This is a genomic window from Methylophilus sp. 42 (assembly GCF_000384155.1).
Lineage (GTDB): Bacteria > Pseudomonadota > Gammaproteobacteria > Burkholderiales > Methylophilaceae > Methylophilus.
On sequence record NZ_KB913031.1, the window covers coordinates 485980 to 511493 of the forward strand.

The window sequence follows — 25514 nt, forward strand, 5'->3', positions numbered from 1 at the left end:
TCATGGCAAGTAATCCGATTGATATCGAAATCATGGGCCGCGCGATGAGCGTGACCTGTACTGATGAAGAGCGCGACAGTTTGCTGCAGGCCGTGGGTTACCTGGATGGTAAAATGCGCGAAATTCGTGATGTTGGCAAAATGGTCAGCGTTGAGCGGATTGCTATTATGGCGGCACTCAATATTACGCATGAGTTGTTGAATACGCGTAGCGGCGGTGTGGATGTGGGAGACGTAAAAAAACGTATTTCTACCATGCAGCAGCAAATAGATGATGTATTATCCGGCCAGCACAAATTGTTGTAATCCGCTTCATTTCACAAAATTTTCATCGTCATTTTTTTGAAATGGCGTATCATAAAAACGGTGTGCTAAGGCGTTGCCTGAGTCTAAAATTCCTTGAACTAGTCTTTGTTATAGGTTTCGGCTCATCAGGTGCTGTGAGATCGCACTAAGTTGGGTGGTTTTTTAAAACCCCCTTGGCGTGCGAACCTAATGTACCTTAGGCTGTTACCACCTGAACTTTCTTGGTTCAGGATGCACGGCTCAGGTAACCCCTTAGCACATCATTCCCCACCCCTTTCACATTGCTTATACAACGCTCTCCCCATGGTGATGCTTGCAGATAGTTGCTGCATGAAATATTTCTATTGCAATCTTTATTTGATTGGTCAAGAATCTAGTTGTTTCATATAAATTAACAATTAGATTCAGGGAGGAAGTCATGCGCAAGCTATTTTTCTGGTTTTTTGCATTGGTATTGTTTTCCCCGCAGGTGTTTGCTTATACCGGCATCACTGCGATTGGCGATAGTCTTTTTGATGGTGGCAATGAAGATACGGCAGTGGTCAGCTATTACAAGCTGTTTGGAGCGGGCCTGACGGATGCGCCGTATAGCAATTACCGTTTTACCAACGGCCCAACAGCGGTTGAGTATCTGGCCACCGGGCTCGGATTGAATGCACCAGCCAGTTTCCAGAATTTTGCGGTTGGCGGTGCAACCACAGAGGATATGCTCACGTTTATGACGAGCTACCTGGGTAGCTTGCCATCGGTTGATGCAGGACATTTGTACGTGCTGGATGGTGGCGGTAACGGCATTGAAACCTTCTCGGCGCACGATTCTGCGCAAAACATGGTTGATATGGTGGCATTGTTGCATAGCAAAGGCGCGACCGATTTTCTCGTGCTGGGCTTGCCTGCTGTGGTGGACGCACCGCGTTTTAATGGAGCCTCTGCTGGGGTGGTTCAGTTTTTGGAGGATTACACCAGGGACTATAACGATTATCTGGTCGCGGGACTTTCAGCATTAGGTCTGCCGAGCTCTGCCCGTGTGACTTATTTTGATACCAAAACTGAGTTGGAAAACGGCATGGCTTTGGCTGTGAGTAACGGGTTCACGAATTTAACGGATGCTTGTTATGACGGCGCCGCTGTTTGTGCTGATCCTGATAAGTATCTTTTTTGGGATGATTTGCATATGACAACCGTCGTCCACGAGTATCTGGGGCAGCGTATGTTATCTGCGATTACGCCTGTACCAGAGCCTGCGCAAGCTGGATTGCTTTTCGCTGGCTTGATGTTGGTGTTTGCGCGTCGCAGCCAGCGCCCAGCTATTTAACCGCCTGGCGGCAAACACATGTTTGGCTGACCTGCTTATCGCAACGCGTGATACATCAGGTCGGCCAAACTGACCACTTCCAGGCAACTTTCATCGCAGGACTCCAGAATCACCGGCGGCGCATAGCCAGCTTCACTGGCGTCTAACCAGCGCCTTGCACACAAACACCAGCGATCGCCTGCTTTCAGGCCGGGAAACCCATACTCTGGCATGGGCGTCGATAAATCATTACCTTGTGCCTGTGAGAATGCCAGAAATTCATCGGTCATTTCTGCACATACGGTATGCCTGCCGAGGTCTTCGGGATGGAATCCGCAACAACCATCACGCACAAAGCCGGTGATTGGGCGCATGCTGCAGGGAATGAGTAGGGTGCCAAGAACGTTTTTTGCCATGATTGTCAGCTGTACTGTAACTTGGTTTATGATACTGACATTTGTTGGACATAAGAAGGTTTTCAGGCATGGCGCGTTACTGGTTGATGAAATCCGAGCCCTCGGACGTTTCTATTGATGATTTGGCAGGGTTCCCGAACCAGACGGTGGATTGGTATGGGGTACGCAATTATCAGGCGCGTAATTTTATGCGTGACCAGATGAAGTTGGGGGATGGCGTGCTGTTTTACCATTCCAATTGCGAGACGCCCGGCATTGTCGGCCTCTGTGAAGTCAGCCAGTTGGCTTACCCGGATAAGTTCCAGTTTGTTGAAGGCCATAAATACTTTGATCCAAAATCCACGCCGGAAAATCCGCGCTGGGTGAATGTGGATGTCAAACTGGTACGTAAAACGCGGTTGCTGAGTTTGAAGGAAATGCGCGAAGCGCCAGAACTGGCCAATATGCGTACTTTGCAAAAAGGGAACCGCTTGTCGATTACACCTGTCGATCCCAAGGAGTGGGCGTATATTTCGGCATTGCTGGCAAAGTAATGGCTGGCTTGATCAGGGCGACCACCTAATTCCAGGCGCATTATTCACATAGAATAGTTTATGAACAGACAGCGAAAAAATGCCGTGTTGTATATTCTGGTCGCCGGGTTCCTGATTGCTTTTGTCGGCGTATTGCTGTTTGTGTGGATTTATTTTTCCAGCATGCGTGAGATGCACCAAACCACACGCAAGCTCTATGAACAGCCGTTTGCTGTGGCCAACGCGGCACTCGCATTAGAGGCCGATCTCTACCAGATTCGCAGCAGTTTGCTGTATGCCACTTTGATTGAGGCTGATCGTAAGCAACTGGCAACCACAGTGGATTTTATTGCGGCGCGCGAGCAGCTGGCGCAGCAAAAAATTGCAATCATTGCCCGCAGTTATTCTGGCGACCAGCAGCAAGTGACACAACTCAAACAGAAACTGGCATTGCTGAATCAGGTGCGTGACCAGATTTTGCACGCACTGGAGGCTACACGCTATGCGGATGCCAATCGCCTGATAGAAACGCAGTGGACCGAACGCTTTAACGAGGTGGCAAGCCTGAATGAGGCGGTGCTTAAAAATGCCAATCAACGTGCTACCCAATATGTGAATGAAAGCCAGCAGCGGCTGGAAAAGCACACGACACACGGCTTAACTTATGCCGCACTACTGCTCAGCTTGTTTCTGGTCGTTGGTGTTTTCGTTGCCTGGCGTATCTACCAGCTGCATATTGAAGCAGACAAGTTTGCTTTTACCGACTTTTTAACTGGTATTGCCAATCGCCGGCATTTTATTCACGAGCTCGAGTCCGAAGTGCGGCGCAGTCAGCGTTATGGCTCGGCGTTTGCGTTTGCCATGGTTGATATTGATCACTTTAAGAAAATCAACGATCAATATGGGCATCACGCCGGTGACCTGATCTTGCAGAATTTTTGTCTGCGTTGCGTCAGTGCCTTGCGCACCAGTGATATGGTCGGTCGATTGGGTGGTGAGGAGTTCGGCATCTTAATGCCGATGACGGATCTGCACGAGGCCGCGCGCGTGATTGAGCGTTTGCGCTCCGAAATAGACCACAGCGTCATGAGTGATCATGGCGAGCAAATTCACTACACGGCGTCATTCGGGTTGGTGTCTACCTCGCAACTCAGCGAACAGCAGGGCTTGGCACATTTGATGAAAATGGCGGATGCTGCCCTGTATGCAGCCAAGCAGCAAGGCCGCAACCGCGTCTTTATCGCCAACCACTAATTTTTGGCTCTATCCGTAGCGCGTAGTCAGTGCCAAGTACGACTTCTCTTTAGCTGTTTTCTTCCGATTTTTATTCAAAATGCCAGTTTATTGTGCGTGCATTCTTATGGCGCACTTCTTTGGTGCAATGGCATATTGCCGTCTGCTCATAGCCGTGCTTATTGAATCTTGTTTTTGGGGTGCGAGTAAAAGTAATTTTTATTATAAATATTTGATTATTAATGTAATTTTTTAGTTATGTGCTTTGCCTGAGTGCAGTCTCTGTGTGCTAAAACCAGCGTGTATGTGGGTTGGAATACGTCTTGCTAAAACAAGCTTAACAGGCTTTCCAACGTATCACCGGCAACCGGGTAACACCACCCACCTGCTGTCACAGATTGGAGCACGACATGACGAAGTTACTGATCGGATTATTGTTAGGATGCATGAGCGCATCACTCATGGCAGAGCCAGCAGAAGCGCTGGTGCACGATTTAAATAGTCGCGTGTTGCGTGTGCAAGTCGGCTTGAAAAACGGTCAATATGGCTTGGGTTCTGGTGTGGTCGTGGCTGAAAACCAGGTTGTGACTAACTGCCATGTGGTCGCCAATGCCAGCAGTATCAGCGTGGTCAGCGGCGGAGCAGCCTATCACGCGGTCGGCGTGAAACCTGATTGGGAACATGATGTGTGCATGTTGCAAATGGAAGATTTGCCATTGTCACCAGTGACCATGAAATCCAGCCGTGAACTCAAATATGAACAACCGGTATTCACCATCGGTTATCCCAGTTTTGTCGCTGCGCCAGTCAGCACCAGCGGTGTGGTCAAAGGCTTGTTTACCATGGATGACTCGGTCATTGTGCGTGCCACCAGCAGCTTTAGGCAAGGTGCCAGCGGTGGCGGCCTGTTTGATGACAGCGGTGCATTGGTCGGCTTGATTACCCTGAAGAGCCCTGGTAAAGACGCTTATTACTACTACATGTCGGTGGACTGGGTGAAAGCCCTGATCAGCAAACCGGCAGGCCCGATTGTGGTGAAAAGTGAATTGCCTTTCTGGGGTAAGCCCTCTGCTGAATGGCCATATTTTATGAAGGTGGTGTTTCCATACCTGCATAAAGACTGGGCAGGTTTGAAAGTGATTGCCGAACAATGGACGACAAAGGAGCCAAGCAATACGGAAGCCTGGTTTTACCTGGCTGCGGCAGAGTATGAAACCAAAGACTTGACGCTGGCGGAACAGCATCTGCATCGTGTGGTGAGCATGAATGATCAACATAGCCAGGCTTTTTATTACCTGGGCATGATTGCTGAAGCGAGTGGCAAACATGGTGAAGCGATGGCCAGTGTCGATACGTTAAAACAACTGGATGCAGAAGCGGCTGAAGCGTTGACGGTGGCAATGAAAAGTTTGCCTTAAGATCAGGCAACATCAGACACAAACAAGAAAGCGCCCAATCGGGCGCTTTCTTTATTTAAATCGGGTTTGCAATCGCTTATGCTACTGCCATGTCCAGTTCTTCCACATGGTAGTAATGTTCATCATCCCACAGGGTGAAATCTTGTGCGGTATAAATCGCTTCCTGAAAATGATGAAAGGTTGCGATGCAATGGTTCTCTTCGTCCATCACTTGATACATTGTCATACGAGCCACCTTTCCTAGTCTGGTTGTCTGCTTATTGCCGTGATGACATCATGGCACAGGTGTATGACACTGATTTTGCAGAGCAGAAAGGTGTAATCGGGTCAGTTTGAGAGATGACGTTTTGATGCCTGCAGACGGTTTATTTGCGTGTGATTTAGCCCGCTGTTTCGCGCTTGGCCGCCGCCGCTTTTTTGTAAAATGCCTGGGTTGGCGTATAATTCGCAACTTCTGAGGAACGCTGCGAGAGTCATCTGACTCCCAGGCTCAGAGCATTTGCTGCAAAGCATCTCAACGGCGTTCACTTTTCACTGTGCGAGCACGGAAAAAAGGTGAACAAACGTTTCCACCGGTTCTTAGAACTTTCCCTGCTCAGTTTTCATCTTTTTAAGGATTTGAAACATGAATACTGTAGCTGACATCAAAGATTACATCGTTGCTGATATGTCGCTGGCTGCCTGGGGTCGCAAGGAAATTGCGATTGCCGAAACTGAAATGCCGGGCTTGATGGCGATTCGCGAAGAATACGCGGCTCAACAACCACTGAAGGGCGCACGTATTACCGGCTCTTTGCATATGACCATCCAGACCGCAGTGTTGATTGAAACGCTGAAAGACCTGGGCGCCGATGTGCGCTGGGCGTCCTGTAATATTTTCTCTACACAAGACCACGCCGCTGCGGCGATTGCTGCGACTGGCACTGCCGTATTTGCCGTCAAGGGCGAAACACTGGAAGAGTATTGGGATTACACCCACCGCATTTTTGAATGGGCGGATGGTGGCTACTCCAACATGATTCTGGATGATGGCGGCGATGCAACCTTGTTGCTGCATTTGGGTAGCCGTGCCGAGAAAGACTTGTCTGTGGTGGCGAATCCAACGTCTGAAGAAGAAATTTGCCTGTTTAATGCGATTAAAGCCAAGTTGAAAACAGACCCAAACTGGTATTCAGTGCGTTTGGCCGCTATCAAAGGCGTGACCGAAGAAACCACCACCGGCGTGCATAGACTGTATCAAATGCATAAAGAGGGCAAACTGGCGTTTCCGGCGATTAACGTTAACGATTCTGTGACCAAGTCCAAGTTTGACAACCTGTATGGTTGCCGTGAATCATTGGTTGACGGTATCAAGCGCGCGACTGATGTCATGATCGCCGGCAAAATTGCCGTAGTAGCTGGATACGGTGATGTGGGTAAAGGTTCGGCACAAGCCATGCGTGCCTTGTCTGCACAAGTATGGGTGACTGAAATTGACCCGATTTGCGCGCTGCAAGCGGCGATGGAAGGCTACCGCGTAGTGACCATGGATTACGCCGCAGAACATGCGGATATTTTCGTCACCGCGACCGGTAACTACCATGTGATTACCCACGACCATATGGCCAAAATGAAAGATCAGGCCATCGTCTGTAACATTGGCCACTTCGACAACGAAATCGACGTTGCCGGTATTGAAAAATACCAGTGGGAAGAGATCAAACCACAAGTGGATCACGTGATTTTCCCGGATGGTAAACGCATCATCCTGTTGGCCAAAGGTCGCCTGGTGAACCTGGGTTGTGGTACTGGCCATCCGAGCTATGTAATGAGTTCCAGCTTTGCTAACCAGACCATTGCGCAAATTGAGTTGTTTACGCAAACAGGGAAGTATCCGGTTGGCGTGTACACCTTGCCCAAGCACCTGGATGAAAAAGTGGCTATCTTGCAGTTGAAAAAACTCAACGCGCAATTGACCACACTGACAGACGCGCAAGCGGCCTATATCGGTGTGAGCAAAAGTGGCCCATACAAGCCAGACCATTATCGTTACTAAGTTGCACTAGAGTATCGGCCGATTCACCCGAGTCTGCGTCAGATGTACTGGCGCGGGTTTGGGTGTACACTCTCCCCATGTTAATCAGGGGGAGTCAGCATGTTGAAACTGTTGGTCGTGTGGGTGTTAAATGCGTTGGCACTGATGGCAGTCGCGTATCTGGTACCGGGCATTCATGTCGCGAACTTTACGGCTGCTTTGCTGGCGGCGGTGGTGATTGGTTTTGCCAATGTGCTGGTGAAACCGATATTGGTCATTCTAACGTTGCCGATCACCTTGCTGACGCTGGGGCTGTTTTTATTGGTGATTAATGGCTTGCTGTTCTGGTTTGTCGGCCATTTATTGCAAGGCTTCTCGGTCAATAGTGTGCTGACAGGCGTGATTGGTGCGCTGGTGTATAGCGTGATTGCATGGATATTGAGCGCGATTGTGCTAAATGAAAAAGACTAAGCCAATCGTGCATCATAAATAAAAGATTAAACAAGTGAATCATAAAACCTCTTACAGTTTTGAGTTCTTTCCGCCTAAAACAGCGGAAGGTATGGCGAATCTGCGCAATGTGCGCGATGAGTTGGCCGCATTTTCACCTGAGTTTTTCTCAGTGACCTTTGGTGCCGGTGGCTCGACGCGTGACCGTACCATGGATAGCGTGCTCGAAATCCAGGCCGCAGGCCATGGTGCAGCACCGCATATTTCCTGTATTTCTTCGAGTAAAGAAGAAATCCGCGAGTTGCTGCAAGCTTATCAAGCCAAAGGCATCAAGCGTTTGGTCACCTTGCGCGGTGATATTCCTTCAGGTGAGGTGAGCGCAGGGGATTTTAAGTACGCCAATGAGTTGGTGAGCTTTATCCGCGCCGAAACCGGTGACTGGTTTCACCTCGAAGTGGCGGCGTATCCTGAATTTCACCCCGAAGCAGGGTCTGCGCAAAAAGACCTGGAAAACTTCAAGCGTAAAATTGATGCAGGTGCGGACTCAGCCATCACACAGTATTTTTATAATGTGGATGCGTATTTCCGCTTTGTCGAGGCCGCGCAAAAAATGGGTGTGACGGCGCCGATTATTCCCGGCATCATGCCTATCTATAATTACACGCAGCTGGCACGTTTTTCTAATGTGTGCGGTGCCGAGATCCCGCGCTGGTTGCGCCTGCGTTTAGAGGCTTATGGCGACGACCTGGCGTCGTTGCGGGCGTTTGGCGCGGATGTGGTGACGGATATTTGTGCCAGGCTGATTGCGTCTGGCGTGGATAAAATGCATTTTTATACGCTGAACCAGGCCGCTATTATTGGTCAGATTATTCGCCAACTGTAGCTGGCAGAAAACAAAAAAGCGCGGCCTGTTCGGTCGCGCTTTTTTACGTGCTCAGGGTTACTGTAGTGAAAGACCTTGTGGGTTAAACAAGGCGTCTTCTACAAACAGGTAGTCCTGTTTACGTGTTTCATCCCACAACACCATCATGGTGATCCAGCGGATATCTTCCATGCTCAGTGTTTCCTGCGGTAACACCATGGCACGGTCCACAATCAAGTCGCGTTCGTAGGCCGTGATGATGTCACTGCGTTGTAGCAGCGTCAGAAAGTTTAAGCTTTCGTCATTGATTTTGCTGCGCTCCATCTCGCAAAAAATACGAATGGCCGCCGGGTCGTGCAGATACAGTGGTTGCTGTACCGAGCGGCGCAGGTCTTTGACCCAGTCTACCGCGTGTAAAATGTCCTGATGGTTAAATCCTGCCTGGGATAACTCGTAAGCCATGATGGTTTCGTCGGTTTCTTTCAACTCAAGCGCATCATGTTTATCCCAGTAATTTTGATAAATAAATATCAATACTTCCAACATGTATATAGTCTCCTCAAACACGCTGTTGCATAGACAGCGCTGTTGGGGTGAGCCTGAGTCCGTCTTTAGGCGAGTCGCTGGAACTGACCGCTGGCGAGATGGCTGACCACACCTTCTAATTCAAGTAGTGTTAGCATGGTGGAAACTTGTTCTGGCGTCAAGCCTGAGCGGGCTGAGATCTGCTCTGCAAACAGGGGGTCGAATCCCATGCAAACCAATACTGGGCTTGCTTCGGCAGGTAAATTAGTCCACTCGGGCGATGGCCCATTCGGGCTAATCGCCAAAGCCGTGTTTGGCAGGCGGATATGGCGTAATTCACTCAATATGTCGTCGGTCGATTCGACCAGTTTGGCGCCTTGCTTGATCAGGGCGTGGCACCCTTTGGCCACCGGCGAGTGAATTGAGCCTGGAATGGCGAATACTTCACGCCCTTGCTCGATGGCTTGTTTGGCCGTAATCAACGAACCACTGTCAATATTGGCCTCTACCACCAGGCAACCTTCAGATAAGCCGCTGATAATGCGGTTACGCCGTGGGAAGTTATGCGTGAGCGATGGCGTGCCCAGCGGGTATTCAGAGAGGATCAGCCCATATTGCACGATCTGATGCGCCAGCGCCTTGTGTCTGGCCGGGTAAACAATGTCTAGCCCGGTGCCGACCACGGCAATGGTCGCACCATCTGCTTTCAGTGCGCCGCGATGGGCGGCACCATCAATCCCCAGTGCCAGTCCGCTGACTACGGCGAATCCGGCGCGGCATAAGCTTTCGGCAAAATTCTCGGCAGTCGCTTCACCTTGCGGTGTGGCATGGCGGCTACCAACAATGGCGAGGCCCGGTCTTTTAAGGGTTTGCAGGTTGCCTTTGGCATATAAAACCGGCGGTGGCTGGTCTGTGTCCAGCAGCCGTTGCGGATAATAAGGATCGCCCAGGGTGATCAGGTGGTTATCGGTTTGATCCAGCCAGGCCAGCGTGTGCGCAATGTGCGGATCATCCATCGCTCGCTGGATACCATCGGCGACCTCTTTGCTGACCAGGTCGCGCAGTGCTGAATAAGGCGCTGCCAGAATGGCTTCAGGCGTTTTGAAACTAAGCAGTAACTGGCAGTAAGTGACGCTGCCCAGCCCGTTTACCAGGCTGAGCGCAATCCAGGGGGCGGTGTGTTCAGTTGTGATCGTCACTGTAGCGCTTGTGTATCATGGGGTGCTGACCACATCTTCGGCATGAATCGGTTGAGAGGCTTGCATCACCAAGGCATAAGACAGTTTTGGGAAGGTTTTGAACACCATGACCAGGCCGACCGGCTCATCAGGCAGCTGGATAGTCACAGGTTTTTTCGGATCTGATTCCGGGTCCACCATGCTGGCGCCTTTACGTAGCACGGATAGCACATGACCGCGCTCTACGCCTTGCTCTTCACCGCGGTTAAGCACGACGACGCGGCCATAACCGGTTTCGTTAATACCTTCACTCACGCGCGCAATCTGGCCTTGAATCGGCATGTCTGGTGCATGGGGAATATAGGCCGGATTGAGTTCATCTTCCATCGCAATCAGTTTGTCTTTGACGGCAATTTCCTCTTTGGCCTGAGTCACCGTTAACGTAGCTGGCTGGCCTGAACGCAGTAATTTTGCTTCGCCCAGATAGTGTGCCTCATTGCCGAGGATTTCACCATTTTCAGGATTCTTGACCGGCTCCCCCTCGCGGTAAATCGCCCACACCGATCTGGCCGATTCCGGTAAGCCCTGCACATAAATATGGGTGCCAGGACTCAGGATTTCACGCTCTTCCTGCGCAGCAATAATTCGCGGCGCGGCTTTCAGCTCCTCTGGCGAGATCAGCATGGGTTTGGTCAGGAATGGCAGGATGGTGTTCGGCTGGATCGCTGGAATCGCATCGCCTTTAATGGGGGTGACGATGACACCGGGTTCCAGTGTCACTGATTCACGTACCAGTTTTAACACCGGTTTGCCGCTGCTGGTGTCGAGTACAATCACGTCGCCGGGGTAAATCCAGTGCGGGTTTTTGATGTGTTCACGGTTAAGTTGCCAGATTTGTGGCCATTGCCAGGGGTTCTTGAGGAACTTGGCTGAAATGTCCCACAGGGTGTCGCCTTTGGCCACGACATGGCGATCGGGATGTTGCGGGCGCAAAGGAATTTCTTCAGCACGCACCAACAAGCTGCTACAAGCCAGCGCAAGCAAGGTTATAATTTGAACAATTTTGGTCATGTGGCGTCTCTGTAATATGCAGCACAAAAGGATGGGCAGCACCAACGGTGCGCAGCATCTGCGCAATGTCGACCAATCTAGCATGGGTTTAAAGTTCTTATCAAGGTGAAAAAGCGGGCGTTTTACCCCGTTTTTCCACAAACTATTGAATGGAAAGATTTGTAGAGCATGGCACTACTTCCGATTTTGCAATATCCTGACCCGCGCTTGCACACCGTGGCCAAGCCGGTGCAAGTGTTTGATGCCGCGTTGCAGCAACTGGTAAGCGATATGGCCGAGACGATGTATGATGCGCCCGGCATAGGTTTGGCTGCGACACAGGTTGATCAACACATTCAATTGATTGTGATTGATTTAAGCAAAGACAAAGATGATTTGCTGGTGCTGATTAATCCGAAAATCATTGCCCAGTCTGGCAGCCAGGATTATGAAGAAGGCTGCTTGTCTGTGCCCGGCGTGTATGAGAATGTCACACGCGCCGAGTTCATCACGGTAGAAGCACAGGATGTGCAAGGCAAGACATACCGCTTGGATGCCGATGGCCTGCTCAGTGTCTGTATCCAGCATGAGATGGATCACCTCAAGGGCAAGGTGTTTGTGGAGTATCTGTCAACACTCAAACGTAACCGCATCCGCAGCAAAATGGTCAAGCACGCGCGCGAAATCGAACGTAATAGTTATTAATTAGGGATTTGCATGCGAATTATTTACGCCGGAACCCCGGAGTTTGCCGTGCCTGCTTTGCAGGGGTTAATGGATGCCGGTCATGATATCGTCATGGTGCTCACACAACCAGACCGTCCAGCCGGGCGGGGCATGCAATTGAAAGCTAGCCCGGTCAAACAGCTGGCCTTGCAACATGGCTTGCGCGTGTTTCAACCAGAGAGTCTGAAGCCTGCTGACGTGCAGGCGGAGGTTGCGGCGGTCAATGCCGATGTCATGATTGTGGCTGCTTATGGTCTGATTATTCCCACTGCGGTACTGAATATCCCTCAACGTGGCTGTTACAACATCCATGGCTCACTGCTGCCACGCTGGCGCGGCGCGGCGCCTATCCATAGAGCCATTCTGGCTGGCGATGCCGAGACTGGCGTGACGATTATGGAGGTAGTGCCCAAGCTGGATGCTGGCAATATGATTAGCAAGTGGGCCGTCGCTATTACCGAGACGGATACGACCCAAAGCCTGCATGATGCCATCAGCCGCGAAGGTGCACGTTTGATGGTTGAAGCCATGCATACACTGCAAAGCACTGGTCAATTAGCCGCTGAAGTGCAGGATGAATCCCTGGTGACATATGCCCACAAGCTGGAGAAATCCGAATCAGCCATCGACTGGAATCAGCCTGCCCAACAGCTCTCACGACAGGTACGGGCGTTTAACCCGTTCCCGGTCGCCACGGCCAAGTTTAACGAACAAGTCTGCAAACTGTGGTTTGCTCAAGTGGCAGCCGGCAACGGCCAGCCAGGCGTAGTGCTGGAAACACAGCCATTGCGCTTGGCTTGTGGTGATGGCGCATTAGAGATCCATGAGTTGCAAATGCCGGGTGGCAAGCGACAAACGGCGCAGCAGTTTGTGCAGGGGCAGCATGTGCAGGTCGGTGACCGGTTTTTCTAAGCGGTGTTTTAACACCGGGCATTGAAAAACGCCTGTTATCCCCGCATATTAGGGGAGTGGTATTAAATGTATTCAAGGAGTAAGTATGTTAGGTAACTGGACCAAAACCTTTGTGCTGATGGCGGCCATTACGGCCCTGTTTGTAGCCGTGGGCGGGGCTTTGGGTGGTCAGGGCGGGATGCTGCTGGCTTTATTGCTGGCCGGTGGCATGAACTTTTATGCCTATTGGTTCAGTGACCAGGCCGTGCTGAAAATGTACGGTGCGGTGGAGATCAATGCTGACAATAATTTTGGCAATGGCCAATTCCGCAATTATTTCAATATGGTGAAAGAACTGGCGGAACGTGCTGAGTTGCCTATGCCGCGCGTGTTTGTGATTAATGAAAGCCAGCCTAACGCCTTTGCCACCGGTCGTAATCCGGAAAATGCAGCGGTGGCAGCGACCACTGGCATTATGCAGATTTTAAGTGAGCGCGAGTTGCGCGGTGTGATGGCGCATGAGCTGGCGCACGTGAAAAACCGTGATACCTTGATTTCGACCATTTCAGCCACAGTGGCCGGGGCAATTTCATCGATTGCGCAATTTGGCCTGATGTTTGGTGGCGGCCATCGTGAGGGCGAAGACCGGCCTAATCCGCTGATCGGTATTTTGATCATGGTATTGGCACCATTGGCAGCCTCGCTGATTCAAATGGCGATTTCACGCTCACGTGAATACGAAGCGGATCGCATGGGGGCGGATATCAGCCGTGATCCGAAAGCCCTGGCAGCTGCGCTGGAAAAAATCCATAACTATGCGCACCAGATCCCGAATATGACAGCTGAGCAGCATCCTGAAACCGGGCAGATGATGATTATCAACCCGTTATCCGGTGCAGATCTGGCTGGTTTGTTTAGTACCCACCCACAAACGGAAGAGCGTATCCGCCGTCTGCTGGCATTGGCGAACCAGTATTAGCTGCTGATGTTTTTACTTAAAAAAGGCTTTCTGATGAAAGCCTTTTTATTGCGCGTGTTTTTCACTGTGCAATCGGGGCGCATCAAGTAGAATAGCTTTTTTTGCCCAGAGATTATCGTTGCAAGTTGCTCAGCTCATTGCCGCATATGCGGTGGCCGAAGTGTTGGCCGGACATAACCTGACTGTTTCCATGCCCAAGGCATTGCGTAAGGTCAAATTGGCGACGCCGCAACAACAGGCCGCTGCGCAGGATTACAGTTATCTGACGTTGCGTTTCTATGCAGAATCTGCAGCGTATCTCAAAGCACTGACGCCCAAACCAGTGACGGATGAGCGTGTTAACGCGTTGTTGCTGGTGGCATTGTCACAGCTATTACATAGTACAGATGATGACTTTACCGTGGTCAACCAGGCGGTAGAGGCGGCCGGTAAAACCGGGCAGCGTTGGGCCAAAGGTCTGGTCAATGCTGTGCTGCGTAATTTTTTGCGCCAGCGTGCTGATTTGCAATCTCACATTGCCAGGCGTGAAGAGGTGCAATTTAACTATCCGCAATGGTGGATAGATACCCTGAAACAGCAATATCCGCAGGATTGGCAAACGATACTCGACGTCGGTAATAGCCATCCACCCATGACTTTGCGTGTGAATGTGCGCAAGACCGACCCTGCGACTTATATGCAGTTGTTGCAAACAGCGGGGATAGCCTCTCACCATTTGGGTGGCACCGCTATTCAGCTACAGCAGCCCTTGCCGGTGAGCAAGCTGCCGTTTTTTGAAGAGGGTTGGGTCAGTGTGCAGGATGCAGGTGCGCAATGGGCCGCGCCTTTGCTGGATTTGCAACCTGGCATGCGCGTACTGGATGCCTGTAGTGCGCCCGGTGGCAAGACTTGCCACGTGCTGGAAACGAGTGACGTTGAGTTATTGTCACTGGATGTCGAAGCTGAACGTTTACGTCGCGTGCACGAGAACTTGCAGCGATTGGGCTTGCAAGCCAAGGTGGTGACAGGCGATGCTGCTCAGTCAGGCTGGTTTGATGGCCAGTTGTTTGACCGTATTCTGGCGGATGTGCCTTGTAGTGCCTCTGGCATTGTGCGCCGCCATGTCGATATGAAGTGGTTGCGCCGACCTCAGGACCTGGCAACATTTGCCCGTACGCAACAGGAAATTTTATCGAATTTGTGGCAAATGCTGGCAAAAGGCGGTAAATTGCTCTATGTGACGTGCTCGATATTCCAACAAGAAAACGAAATGCAAATTCAGCAATTTTTAACCACACACACCGATGCGACAAGGTTGCCGGTCGCCTTTGATGTGTCGACATTACCTTGTCAGCACCAGGTTGGTGGTCAGTTATTGCCCACCGCTGAGCATGACGGATTGTTTTATGCACTCCTGCAAAAACATTAGTCGCTGGTTATGGATCGCGCTGTTGCTGAGCCTGACCGCCTGGGTGGCGGTCGCTGGTGGCAATCACGCGCATATCCGTAGTGCAGAGCTGGTGTTGCGGGATGAAGTGTGGACACTGGATGCGGACATTGATATCCAGTTTGGCCGTGCGCTAGAAGAAGCGCTGAGTAAAGGCGTCGCACTGACTTTTTTATATGAGTTCCAGATTATCAAACCCCTCAAATACTGGTTTGATGACGAAGTAGTCACTGAGCGCCGCTCCGTGACGCTGAATTATCATGCGCTCACCAAACAATACCTGCTCAACTATCCGCAACAGCAAAAAGTGTTTGATAGCCTGGGTGAGGCCAGGCGTGAGCTGGGCCTGATCCATGACTGGCGCCTCGTGCCGCATGCCACGCTTGAAAAGAATCAGCCCTACCAGGCCGCGCTCAAGATGCACCTGGATACCAGCAAACTGCCTAAAGCATTGCAACTGGATGCCCTGGGCGAAAGTGACTGGGAGCTGGTAACCCCCACGTTTAGCTGGTGGGTGAAGGAAACACTGCGCTAACGTTATGCGTTATGTCCTGATTTTGTCGATTGCGCTGGCAGCAGCCCTGCTTTATCTGCTGTCGCTGGCCAGTGCCAATACCGCTATCAGCGGTGATTACTACCTGGTGTTACTCTATATCAATGCCGGCCTGGCCTTGTTGCTGCTGGGTGTGATTGCTTACCAGCTACGCCATCTTTACCGCACTACCAAAACCAAACAGGTCGGCAGCAAACTCAACTTCAGGTTGTTGGTCACTTTTGCGCTCATGGCGCTCATCCCCGGCATGATCGTCTACCTGGTATCGGTAAACTTTCTTTCACGTTCGATTGAGTCCTGGTTTAACGTTAAGGTGGAGTCTGCACTGGATGGCGGCCTGAATTTGGGCCAGCGGGCACTGGATATCATGTTGGGGGATGTGAAAGAGAAAGCGCAAAGCATGGCGGTGTCTCTATCGTTGCAGCCCGCGCGCTCCCATTACAGCCAGATCAATGATTTGCGGGAGAAAGCAGGCATCCAGGATGCCGCTTTACTCAGTGCACAAGGTGCCATTCTGGCCGTGAGCAGTTCTGATCCCAGCAGCTTCTTGCCTGAGCTGCCTTCGGTGCCGCAGTTACGCCAGGCCCGGAGTGGCGTCTACGGAAAAATCGAGCCCATCCCCGGCAAAGGCCTGTATATGCGGGTGCTGACGCCGGTGGAGCCCTTGGGCATTACTGGCGAACTGCGCATTTTGCAATTGATGCAACCTGTTCCCAAAGCACTCTCGAACACTGCAGAGTCAGTGCAGGACGTCTATCGCGAGTACCAAACCCTGTCTTATAGCCGTCAGTCTTTGAAAGATATTTTCATGCTGACGTTGACCATGATTCTGCTGTTGTCCATGCTAGGTGCGTTAACGATTGCCTTTGCGTTGAGCCGACGCATGGCGCAACCGCTCACCGTACTGGCCGAGGGGACGCGCCTGATTGCCAGCGGTGATTACTCACAACAACTGCCTTCGTTTGGTAAAGACGAACTCAGTGTGCTAGTGAAGTCGTTTAACAGTATGACGCGGCAGTTGCAGGAGGCGAAAAATGCCTCCGAGCAAAGCCGCCAGCACGTAGAGTCCGCTCGCGCCTATCTGGAGGCGATTCTGTCGCATTTGAGCTCAGGCGTGATGACCATTAATGAGCGGGCAGAACTGCGCGTGTATAACCTGGCGGCAACCAATATCCTGGGTATTTCACTGGTTGGGTTTAAAAACAAGATTTTTACCGAAGTGGCTGCTGAAAACAGCTATCTTAGCCCGTTCACCGAGTTGGTAATGCAGCACTATGAGGATACCTTGCAGTTTGACCATCATGAGCGGCACCTGACCAGCCAGATTGACATTGAAGGTGTGCATGGTACGCAGATCCTCATGTTGCGCGTGACCCGGTTGCCAGAAGGAGCCGGGCACGGCCTGGTGGTGGTGTTTGATGATGTGACCGCCATGGCGCAAGCGCAACGTGATGCGGCCTGGGCTGAAGTGGCCAGGCGGTTGGCGCACGAGATCAAAAACCCGCTGACACCGATACAACTCTCGGCCGAGCGTTTGCAGCTTAAATTGCAAGACAAACTGGATAGCAAAGATGCAGAAATGCTGTTTAAGTCGACCGATACCATCGTCAACCAGGTGCAGGCCATGAAGAACATGGTCAACGAGTTTAGTGAGTACGCCAGAACGCCGGCAGTGCAGTTGGTTAAACTGGATTTAAATGCTTTAATTCGTGATGTCAGCCGCCTGTATAACGCTTCGGCAGTCAAGTTGGTATTGACGTTGCATGAGCAACTGCCAGAGATACATGCCGATGCGACCATGATGCGGCAAATTTTGCATAACCTGCTGCAAAATGCACAGGATGCCCTGACTCAAGTGAGTGAACCGCACATTGTTATCTTGACCGATTATGATGGCGAGCGTATAAAATTAACCGTGACCGATAACGGCAGTGGTTTTCCGACCGATGTGATGGCCAGGGTGTTCGAGCCCTATGTCACCACCAAGTCCCACGGGACAGGATTAGGATTAGCCATTGTGAAAAAAATGATAGAAGAGCAGCGTGGACAGATTCGCATAGACAATCTGCCACAAGGGGGCGCCAGCGTCACCATCAGCTTGCCGGTAGATAAACAACAACAGCGTCGGCGCGTTGAGCGCATCGTGTAAGGAAGTACCATGGCTTCACGTAATATTTTGGTGGTCGATGACGAAATAGGCATCAGGGAGTTGTTGAGCGACATCTTGCGAGATGAAGGGCATATCGTGCGCTTGGCAGAGAACGCACAGATTGCGAGGGACGAACGTCTCAAGCTACGCCCGGATCTGGTCTTGCTGGACATCTGGATGCCAGATTGCGACGGTATTAGCCTGCTTAAGGAATGGGCCAATGCCGGATTGCTGACCATGCCGGTCATTATGATGTCCGGCCATGGCACCATTGATACGGCCGTTGAGGCGACGCGCCTCGGGGCATTTGATTTTCTTGAAAAACCCATCGCGTTGCAAAAGCTGCTCAAAACCGTGGGCGCAGCCATTAAACACACCGAGCATCTCGCGCACACTGAAATTAACCTGTCCAGCTTTGGCAAAAGCGCGGTGATTCAGGAGCTCAAGCAGCGTCTTGAGCAACTGGCACGGCATAAAAATACCTTGTTCCTGATTGGTAAAAAAGGCGGTAGTGTGCCTTTATGTGCCAAGTTCCTGCGCCCGCACAACACGCCGTGGGTAGCGCTCACCGAGTATGAGAAGTTAGTCACTGCGCCGATGGAAATCCTGGAGCAGGCACGCGAAGGTGTGGTGTTTGTCGATGAAGTCACCAGGCTGGGCAAAACTGAACAAAAAGGCCTGAGCTTACTGATTAACAAGTCTGAGAAATATGGCGTACGCGTGATTTGTGCCAGTGAGCATGGCTTGCCGCAACTGATTGAAAAAGCCATGCTGGAGCAGTCTTTATTGCAAACCCTGGCCGGTGCTGCGGTAAAAGTGCCATGTCTGGATGAACATAAGGAAGATATCCCTGACCTGGTGAGTGCCATGGCGACCTTGATGATGGAAGCCAGCAAGATTGACTATAAATCGTTTGATGTCGCGGCCCTGAATGCCTTGCGCAATGCTGACTGGCCGGGTGACCTGGATGAGCTTGAGTCTGTGGTGCAGAACCTGTTGATGACCAGCCTGGCCGATACCATCACACAAACCGATGTGCAGCGTGTGCTGGCCAATTTTCAGGGTCAGGCTACCGAGTCCGCCGAGCAGCATATGCCGCTCAATCTTGATCAGCCCTTGCGTGAAGCACGTGATGAGTTCGAGCGTTTTTACTTTCAGTACCACATGCGTCTGGTGAAAAATAATATGAGCCGTTTATCTGAAATATCCGGCCTGGAGCGTACACATTTATATCGTAAACTCAAGCAGCTGGGGATTAAGATCAAAGGCTAGCCTGATTTGCAAGCAAACAAAAAGCCGGTGCAATTGCCCGGCTTTTTTGCTATCTATGTGGCAGATTATTTGTTACGGTTATCCAGGCTGTAAGCCGTTTCAGGGTAAATGCTCAGCAGCCACATGCCACCGGCAATGCCCATGTAGGCGAAGAATGCGTCCAGTGAAGCCTGGGCCAGAATCACGGCCATGAACGCGGCCAGCACGCCCAGTACACGCGCTGACAAACGGGTCTTAAAGCCGATGATCAATAACAGGCCAAACACAAATTGAATTAGGATCAGCAAGGGAGCAAACACCGCTGGCAACCCAAACTGGCCCAGGGTCATCTGATATTGCAGGTAGCCATCAGGCGTATTCAGAATAGCCATCAACTTTAAAATCACCACCCCAAAAAATACCAGCCCCAGCAAAATTCTGGCCGCTGCGGTTTGAAAACGACACATAGCTTTTCCTCAAATCCTGTTTTTAATAAAGGACGTATGATGCCTGCGGCTAACTACAATTGCAATACAGGTACAATTGCGATATTTGATCCGGAGTGGCGATGGCCGTGCAACGTATTCAGCTCAGTATCCATCGACTGGATATGCATCATCCCTTGTGGGCGCAATGCCGACATATCCGGCAGATGGTATTCATCGATGAGCAACACGTGCCGGTGGACTTGGAATGGGATGCCGCTGATGCAACTGCGATTCATTTGCTGGCATGCCAGGGTGATCAATCCTTGGCATGTGCCAGAGTCTTGCCTGACGGGCATATTGGCCGCATGGCCGTGCTCGCAGCGTGGCGTGGAAAAGGTGTAGGGGAGGCCTTGTTGCTGCAGGCCATACAGGTTTGCCAGCAGTTGGAAGTCAGTCATGCGCGGCTGTCGGCGCAAATGCATGCCGTTGGTTTTTATCAGCAAGTGGGCTTTGAGGTATGCAGTGAGCCTTACAGTGATGCCGATATATTGCATATAGATATGCAACTTGAACTGGTATAATTACGGCTTAAGTTTTTCTCCAACTTGCAGACATAAAAGGAATTCTCATGTCAAAAATCGTATTTAAAGCCGGTGAAGCGACCGTGTTTTCTGAAGGCAAAGACGTTACCGCCGCCATGCCGGAAATCTTGATCGGTTCTGTCGATGGCCCAGTGGGCGCTGCATTTGCCAACATGATGGCGCAGACCAAAGGTCACACTGCCATGTTCGCTGTGCGTGATATCAACCAGATGGTGCGTCCAGCGACCATGATGGTGCCAAAAGTAACTTTGAAAGACGCATTGAACATTGAGTTGTTCGGTGGTGTGGTGCAAGCTGGTGTAGCTGATGGCATTACGGATGCCGTGATCGAGGGTATTATCCCTAAAGAGCTGGTGAATGATCTGTGCATCGTGGCATTGCTGTGGGTGGATCCAGGCTGTGCCAAAGAAGCGAACCTGGACAAGGCTGACCTCTACAAAAACAACTACGAAGCGATCAAGCTGGCATTGAAACGTGCTTTGAACGACGAGCCTAGCATTGATGAACTGATTGCTAACCGTCATAAAATCAGACACTGTATGTGGGAAGACAGCTGGGATCAAAAGTAATCCTGTTTTTTTCTGCCTAACCCCGCAATTGCGGGGTTTTTGTTATGTGGACTTAAAACAATGAAGCATTTAATTAAACGGTATCTGGCGGTGGTATATGAAGCACTATTGCTGTTGGCGTTAGCGCTGGCACTGACAGCCGCCTATGTCATGTTGCTGGGAGACGCCAGTCATGGCTGGAAAAGGCTGGGCTTACAGGCCTTGCTGTGGTTGGTGATGGGGGCTTATTTTGTGCGTTGCTGGGTGGTAACCGGACAAACTCTGGCCAGTCAGACTTGGAGGTTAAAGGTGGTTGATCAGCACGGGCAGTTGCTCGATGTGCAGCAAGCGGTGATGCGTTATGTGTTGGCCGGCGTGTTGCTATTACCTGCCGGGTTGACCTTGTGGTGGGCATTGCTGGACCGCGAACAACAGTTTTTGCATGACCGTCTGTTAGGCTCTCGCATTATGGTATTGCCGCCGGTTTAGGCCTTGGTATTATCGTCGCTCAACGTAGTAAAGCATGCCGAGCCCAGCCGCTAAAAAGAGGAGCGTGGGACTGATGGCGCTGACCAGTGGTGACCAGTCGTTGAGCACGCCAAGATGCACAAACACGCGGTTCATGATTTGATAGACCACCCCCAGGAATATGCCGGCAAAGATTTTGGCGCTGATGCCACCAGCCCGCTGCTGCAAAAAGCCAAATGGCAGTGCCAGCACGACCATGACCAGGCAGGCCAATGGATATACCAGTTTGGACCAGAGTGCGACCTGGTAGCGGGTGCTACGTTGCCCGTTTTGATGCAGGTATTGGATAAAGCTGTACAGGTTCCAGGCCGACATTTTCTCTGGCAGCACGAGCAGTACATTGAGTAACTCTGGCCGGATCAGCGACTCCCATTTCGTCTGCTTGAAAAACTGCGAGGTGACGGAATTGTTTTGTGCCGACTTGCTGGTGTGCATTTTGGTTTGTGTCACATTCGACAGCACCCAGTGATCATCTTCAAAGTAGCCTTTGTCGGCGTGGCTAATATTACGCAAGCGGAATTGTGCGTCAAAATCATAAATACGAATATCCACCAGGCTGGTGTCAGGCATGACAGTGGCAACATTGACAAAACTGCTGCCATCCTTAATCCATAAACCGGACTGGAAGTCCTGCGCCACCACCGAGTCTGTGGCCTGGATACGGATGCGTTGTGCCATTTTTTCGCTGATTGGCGCGATGATTTCACCAATCAAAAAAGTGATGAGTGCAAATACCAGCCCAATGCTTAAGAGCATTTTGGCAATCATTTGCAAAGAAATGCCACTGGTACGCATCACGATCAGTTCTGAACTCGAGGCCATGGCACCCAGGGTATAGACTATCCCTAAGAGCACAGCCACGGGCGCGACTTCATAAATGTGCCCTGGGATGCTCAGGCCGACATAAATCAACATGCTGTTAATGCCGTAGTGACCACGTCCAAGGCTATCCAGCTCTTGCAGCAGGTCAAAGAAAGAGAACATGGCGAGCAAACCCAGCAACACCAGCATGATGTTGAAGCTGATTTCTTTCCAGAAGTAACGATTGAGGATAGTCAGCGTCATGTTTTTATGCGCTTGGCCCGGCGTCTAAACCAGTCAGGAATCAATGGCTTGAGATATTTGCGGCGGTGGTAGAGATACCAGCCGAGCAGGGCGAATATAAGGTGGACTGGCCATAGTCCCACCAGAATTGATATCTTGCCCTGGGTAATCCAGGCCTGGAAGATACTCAGCATATTGTTGTAGATAATGAATATCAGGATGGCAAACATGATATTTAGCGAGCGCCCGGCGCGCGGGTCAACAAAACTGAGTGGGATTGCCAGCAATACCATGACAATGGTTGAAATCGGGATAGCCAGCCGCCAGTGCAATTCAGCATGATCTGCGGCCGTGGCACCAAAGATCAATGATTGTGTTGTTCTGGTCTGTGCGGTACTGGATGCGGGCGCTGCTTCCTTGATTTCCACACGGATGTCGTAGCGCTCAAATTCGGTGGTCATCACCTCTAGAGTATTGGGCGTGATTTCATAACGCCTGCCGTGTTCCATGCGCAAAAAATTATCACCATTGGGGGCTTTATAGCGGTTGCCACTGTTGGCTGTGATAATGCCGGTCTTGCCATTTTGTTTGGATTGCACAAATATGTTTTTGACCTCATAGCCCAGCTTATCGAAGCTTTCGATAAAGTAGATACGCTCGCCATTATTCGATTCTTTGAAGGTGCCCGGACTGATAGAGGACAGCTCATCACGTTTTTTTAGCTGAGCGCGATAATTGTCGGCTTTTTCATTCGCCCAAGGCATGATGATCAGGCTGAACAAGCTGATGATCAGCACAATCGGTGTAATGAAACGCAAGATCGGCAGTACCCATTGGCGCAAACTCAGCCCGGCGTTCATCCAGATCACCATCTCTGAATCACGATGCCAGCGGGTCAGGGTAAGTAGCACTGCCAGAAAAATGGCGAGAGACAACATCATGGGCATGAACTGCACCAGGCTAAAGGTCAGGATAGTACCAATGGCATCATTGGGCAAAATGCCTTTAGATACTTGGCGCACGATGTTACCGGCGCGTTGCGCCACGACAATGCCCAGGATAATCAGGAAAATGGCAGACGCTGAGGACATCAGCTCTGCAGACAATGCACGTTTGAATATTTTCAATTTAAATGCACCGCTTTGAAATCAGCATAAAACACTAGATAATACAACCATCACTCAGGCAAATTGCATGGAATCACAAAGGATAAAGATGGAATTTAGCATAAAAAGCGCTGCCCCGGAAAAATTGCGTACGGATTGTTTGCTGGTCGGCATTTATGAAGGCCGGAAACTGACGGATTTGGCTAAAGCGCTGGATACGATGAGCGAAAAAGCCATTTCGGCTGCGCTGAAATCTGGCGATATGGAAGGTAAAACCGGTAGCACCCTGTTGTTACGCCAGCTTTCTGGTGTGGAGGCGCCGAGAGTCATGCTGGTTGGTTTAGGTAAGGCGGACGATGCGAGCCTGAAAGGCTTACGTAACAGCTTCCGTGCAGCAGTGAAAGCATTGCCTGCTGGCGTGGAGTGTGTGGCGACAGACTTTGCCAGCCTGAGTATCAAAAAAATAACCGTGCAGCAAAAGGCTTCCGCCTTGGCCGAGGTTGTGTTGGATGCCACTTATAAAGTAAATGCGGTGAAAGAGAAGTCTGTTGAGCCGCATCCGCTTAAACAAGTGATCGTACTGGCGGAAAAAGCTGATCAGGCGTCCGTCGAAGCCGGTGTCAGCCAGGGGCATAGTTTGGGACAAGGCGTGGCATTGGCCAAAGACCTGGGCAATTTGCCGCCGAATATCTGCACACCGAGCTATCTGGGCAAGCAGGCTGAGAAACTGGCCAAAGAATATGGCTTTAAGATAGAAGTACTGGATCAGGCTGCGATTGAAAAGCTCAATATGGGTTCTTTCCTGGGCGTGACCCGAGGCAGCGAAGAGCCGCCACGCTTTATTGTGTTGCAGCATCTGCATGGCAAGAAATCGCAAAAACCAGTAGTGCTGGTAGGCAAAGGCATTACGTTTGATACCGGTGGCATTTCACTGAAGCCGGGTGCTGACATGGATGAAATGAAGTATGACATGTGCGGTGCCGCTTCTGTGCTGGGTGTATTTAAAGCCTTGGGTGAGTTGAAGTTGCCACTGAATGTGGTGGGCTTGATTCCGACTTGTGAAAACATGCCGAGTGGCCGCGCGACTAAGCCAGGCGATGTGTTGACCAGTATGTCTGGCCAGACCATTGAAGTGCTGAATACCGATGCAGAAGGCCGTTTGATTTTGTGTGACGCGCTGACTTACGCCGAGCGTTTTGAGCCAGCGGCAGTGATTGATATTGCCACCTTGACTGGCGCCTGCGTCATTGCGTTAGGGCATCATGTTAGCGGCCTGTTTGCCAATAATGACGCCTTAGCCAAAGCCTTGCTGGCTGCTGGCGAGCAAGCAAATGACCGCGCCTGGCAAATGCCATTGTGGGACGATTACCAAGGTCAGCTGGACAGCAATTTTGCCGATATCGCCAACATTGGTGGTCGTGCTGGGGGTAGTATTACTGCCGCTTGCTTCTTGTCACGCTTTGCCAAGAAATATGACTGGGCGCACCTGGATATCGCAGGCACTGCCTGGAAATCTGGCAAGGAAAAAGGGGGCACGGGCCGTCCAGTGCCATTGCTAGTGACTTATTTGCTGGAACAAGCCGCCAAATAAGCGCGTCATGACCAAAATCCGTTTTTACACTGATGTCACTGACCCGCCAGCGTTGATACAGCATCTGGTGAGTCAGGCATTGTCACGGCAGCGTCGTGTGACCATTTATGTGCCAGACCGTGAACAGGCACAAAGGCTGGGTGATCAACTGTGGCAGCAAGGAGCGGACAGCTTTTTGCCAAATGCATTGGCTGATGCCGAGAATGCCGCGCTGACGCCGGTGCAATTGGCCTGGCAGCCGGAGCAGATTCGTCAGGATGATTTACTGTTCAATTGCCAGGCAGATCTGCCTAAATTTTTCAGTCGTTTTCGGCATGTGTTCGAGTTGATCAGTAGCGAAGAGGCTGACAAGATTGCCGGGCGGCAACGTTGGGCATTTTATCGTGACCGTGGTTACGAGATTCAGCACATGAATAAGCAAACGCAATAACAAGC

The 25514-nt window shown here is 51.0% G+C and carries 28 protein-coding genes and 1 riboswitch; of the genes, 20 read left to right on the top strand and 8 right to left on the bottom strand.

Annotated elements, in window-relative coordinates:
* Nucleotides 1-2: 2 nt before the first annotated feature.
* Together MET42_RS0102235 and MET42_RS0102240 are read left to right on the top strand one after the other, a co-directional pair.
* Nucleotides 3-305, top strand: coding sequence for a cell division protein ZapA (locus MET42_RS0102235; protein ID WP_019881109.1), 303 nt, complete (start codon nt 3-5; stop codon nt 303-305).
* Nucleotides 306-723: 418 nt separating this feature from the next.
* Nucleotides 724-1620 (top strand): SGNH/GDSL hydrolase family protein, encoded by an 897-nt coding sequence (locus tag MET42_RS0102240; RefSeq protein ID WP_019881110.1) that lies wholly within the window; start codon nt 724-726, stop codon nt 1618-1620.
* A 35-nt stretch (nt 1621-1655) separates the two neighbouring features.
* On the opposite strand, the gene MET42_RS0102245 is transcribed toward MET42_RS0102240, so the two are convergent.
* Nucleotides 1656-2015: a DUF2237 family protein gene (locus MET42_RS0102245; protein ID WP_024930418.1), complete on the bottom strand. Its 360-nt coding sequence runs from the start codon at nt 2013-2015 to the stop codon at nt 1656-1658.
* Between the two features lie 68 nt (nt 2016-2083).
* Between MET42_RS0102245 and MET42_RS0102250 the strand changes: the two genes are divergently transcribed.
* The 3 genes from MET42_RS0102250 (at nt 2084) to MET42_RS0102260 (ending at nt 5178) form a co-directional block, all read left to right on the top strand.
* Nucleotides 2084-2548, top strand: coding sequence for an EVE domain-containing protein (locus tag MET42_RS0102250; protein WP_019881112.1), 465 nt, complete (start codon nt 2084-2086; stop codon nt 2546-2548).
* A gap of 60 nt (nt 2549-2608) precedes the next feature.
* On the top strand, nt 2609-3781 hold the full coding sequence (locus tag MET42_RS0102255) for a diguanylate cyclase (RefSeq protein WP_019881114.1): 1173 nt from the start codon (nt 2609-2611) through the stop codon (nt 3779-3781).
* 389 nt (nt 3782-4170) lie between these two features.
* Nucleotides 4171-5178, top strand: a complete 1008-nt coding sequence (locus MET42_RS0102260) for a serine protease (RefSeq protein ID WP_232411240.1) — start codon at nt 4171-4173, stop codon at nt 5176-5178.
* Between the two features lie 76 nt (nt 5179-5254).
* Here the strand turns inward: MET42_RS0102260 and MET42_RS14745 are convergent, their stop codons facing one another.
* A complete protein-coding gene (locus MET42_RS14745) occupies nt 5255-5404 on the bottom strand; it encodes a hypothetical protein (protein ID WP_154650038.1) in 150 nt (49 codons plus the stop codon).
* A gap of 224 nt (nt 5405-5628) precedes the next feature.
* Nucleotides 5629-5711, top strand: a riboswitch (S-adenosyl-L-homocysteine riboswitch).
* A gap of 92 nt (nt 5712-5803) precedes the next feature.
* Here MET42_RS14745 and ahcY point away from each other — a divergent pair.
* The 3 genes from ahcY to metF all read left to right on the top strand — a co-directional run bounded on the left by ahcY (nt 5804) and on the right by metF (nt 8525).
* Entirely contained in the window at nt 5804-7213 is a 1410-nt protein-coding gene (ahcY, locus tag MET42_RS0102270) for an adenosylhomocysteinase (RefSeq protein ID WP_019881118.1), read from the top strand.
* Nucleotides 7214-7312: 99 nt separating this feature from the next.
* A complete protein-coding gene (locus tag MET42_RS0102275) occupies nt 7313-7663 on the top strand; it encodes a phage holin family protein (RefSeq protein ID WP_019881122.1) in 351 nt (116 codons plus the stop codon).
* Nucleotides 7664-7697: 34 nt separating this feature from the next.
* Nucleotides 7698-8525: a methylenetetrahydrofolate reductase [NAD(P)H] gene (metF, locus tag MET42_RS0102280; RefSeq protein ID WP_019881123.1), complete on the top strand. Its 828-nt coding sequence runs from the start codon at nt 7698-7700 to the stop codon at nt 8523-8525.
* A 57-nt stretch (nt 8526-8582) separates the two neighbouring features.
* Here metF and MET42_RS0102285 read toward each other — a convergent pair whose 3' ends face one another.
* From MET42_RS0102285 to MET42_RS0102295, 3 genes are all read right to left on the bottom strand, one after another.
* The gene (locus MET42_RS0102285; RefSeq protein ID WP_019881124.1) at nt 8583-9050 is read right to left on the bottom strand and encodes a DUF494 family protein; all 468 of its coding nucleotides are present in this window, start codon (nt 9048-9050) and stop codon (nt 8583-8585) included.
* 65 nt (nt 9051-9115) lie between these two features.
* The gene (gene dprA / locus MET42_RS0102290; RefSeq protein WP_019881125.1) at nt 9116-10228 is read right to left on the bottom strand and encodes a DNA-processing protein DprA; all 1113 of its coding nucleotides are present in this window, start codon (nt 10226-10228) and stop codon (nt 9116-9118) included.
* Between the two features lie 15 nt (nt 10229-10243).
* On the bottom strand, nt 10244-11278 hold the full coding sequence (locus tag MET42_RS0102295) for a LysM peptidoglycan-binding domain-containing protein (RefSeq protein ID WP_019881126.1): 1035 nt from the start codon (nt 11276-11278) through the stop codon (nt 10244-10246).
* A 168-nt stretch (nt 11279-11446) separates the two neighbouring features.
* On the opposite strand from MET42_RS0102295, the gene def reads away from it, so the two are divergent.
* The 7 genes from def to MET42_RS0102335 all read left to right on the top strand — a co-directional run bounded on the left by def (nt 11447) and on the right by MET42_RS0102335 (nt 19253).
* On the top strand, nt 11447-11962 hold the full coding sequence (def, locus tag MET42_RS0102300; RefSeq protein WP_019881127.1) for a peptide deformylase: 516 nt from the start codon (nt 11447-11449) through the stop codon (nt 11960-11962).
* Nucleotides 11963-11974: 12 nt separating this feature from the next.
* The gene (gene fmt / locus MET42_RS0102305; RefSeq protein WP_019881128.1) at nt 11975-12895 is read left to right on the top strand and encodes a methionyl-tRNA formyltransferase; all 921 of its coding nucleotides are present in this window, start codon (nt 11975-11977) and stop codon (nt 12893-12895) included.
* Nucleotides 12896-12980: 85 nt separating this feature from the next.
* Complete coding sequence (gene htpX, locus MET42_RS0102310) at nt 12981-13853, top strand: zinc metalloprotease HtpX (RefSeq protein ID WP_019881130.1); 873 nt, start codon at nt 12981-12983, stop codon at nt 13851-13853.
* A gap of 118 nt (nt 13854-13971) precedes the next feature.
* Entirely contained in the window at nt 13972-15261 is a 1290-nt protein-coding gene (gene rsmB / locus MET42_RS0102320; protein ID WP_019881131.1) for a 16S rRNA (cytosine(967)-C(5))-methyltransferase RsmB, read from the top strand.
* Complete coding sequence (locus tag MET42_RS0102325) at nt 15239-15814, top strand: DUF4390 domain-containing protein (RefSeq protein ID WP_019881132.1); 576 nt, start codon at nt 15239-15241, stop codon at nt 15812-15814. Before rsmB ends, MET42_RS0102325 begins: the two co-directional genes overlap by 23 nt.
* A gap of 4 nt (nt 15815-15818) precedes the next feature.
* On the top strand, nt 15819-17981 hold the full coding sequence (locus tag MET42_RS0102330; protein WP_019881134.1) for an ATP-binding protein: 2163 nt from the start codon (nt 15819-15821) through the stop codon (nt 17979-17981).
* 9 nt (nt 17982-17990) lie between these two features.
* Nucleotides 17991-19253: a sigma-54 dependent transcriptional regulator gene (locus MET42_RS0102335; RefSeq protein ID WP_019881135.1), complete on the top strand. Its 1263-nt coding sequence runs from the start codon at nt 17991-17993 to the stop codon at nt 19251-19253.
* A 65-nt stretch (nt 19254-19318) separates the two neighbouring features.
* Here MET42_RS0102335 and MET42_RS0102340 read toward each other — a convergent pair whose 3' ends face one another.
* The gene (locus MET42_RS0102340; protein WP_019881136.1) at nt 19319-19699 is read right to left on the bottom strand and encodes a DoxX family protein; all 381 of its coding nucleotides are present in this window, start codon (nt 19697-19699) and stop codon (nt 19319-19321) included.
* Between the two features lie 101 nt (nt 19700-19800).
* Between MET42_RS0102340 and MET42_RS0102345 the strand changes: the two genes are divergently transcribed.
* From MET42_RS0102345 to MET42_RS0102355, 3 genes are read left to right on the top strand one after another with little or no spacing between them, the layout of a single operon-like run.
* The gene (locus tag MET42_RS0102345; RefSeq protein WP_019881137.1) at nt 19801-20241 is read left to right on the top strand and encodes a GNAT family N-acetyltransferase; all 441 of its coding nucleotides are present in this window, start codon (nt 19801-19803) and stop codon (nt 20239-20241) included.
* Between the two features lie 47 nt (nt 20242-20288).
* Nucleotides 20289-20831 carry a formaldehyde-activating enzyme gene (fae, locus tag MET42_RS0102350; protein ID WP_019881138.1) on the top strand — a complete coding sequence of 181 codons (543 nt, stop codon included), beginning with the start codon at nt 20289-20291 and terminating at the stop codon, nt 20829-20831.
* A 60-nt stretch (nt 20832-20891) separates the two neighbouring features.
* Nucleotides 20892-21299, top strand: a complete 408-nt coding sequence (locus MET42_RS0102355; protein ID WP_019881139.1) for an RDD family protein — start codon at nt 20892-20894, stop codon at nt 21297-21299.
* Between the two features lie 9 nt (nt 21300-21308).
* Here MET42_RS0102355 and lptG read toward each other — a convergent pair whose 3' ends face one another.
* Nucleotides 21309-22403: an LPS export ABC transporter permease LptG gene (gene lptG, locus MET42_RS0102360; protein ID WP_019881140.1), complete on the bottom strand. Its 1095-nt coding sequence runs from the start codon at nt 22401-22403 to the stop codon at nt 21309-21311.
* Nucleotides 22400-23509, bottom strand: coding sequence for an LPS export ABC transporter permease LptF (gene lptF / locus MET42_RS0102365; RefSeq protein ID WP_019881141.1), 1110 nt, complete (start codon nt 23507-23509; stop codon nt 22400-22402). The genes lptG and lptF overlap by 4 nt, the downstream gene beginning before the upstream one ends.
* An 88-nt stretch (nt 23510-23597) precedes the next feature.
* Here lptF and MET42_RS0102370 point away from each other — a divergent pair, with 88 nt between their 5' ends.
* Both MET42_RS0102370 and MET42_RS0102375 read left to right on the top strand, forming a co-directional pair.
* On the top strand, nt 23598-25079 hold the full coding sequence (locus tag MET42_RS0102370; protein WP_019881142.1) for a leucyl aminopeptidase: 1482 nt from the start codon (nt 23598-23600) through the stop codon (nt 25077-25079).
* 7 nt (nt 25080-25086) lie between these two features.
* Entirely contained in the window at nt 25087-25509 is a 423-nt protein-coding gene (locus MET42_RS0102375; RefSeq protein WP_019881143.1) for a DNA polymerase III subunit chi, read from the top strand.
* Nucleotides 25510-25514 lie beyond the last annotated feature (5 nt).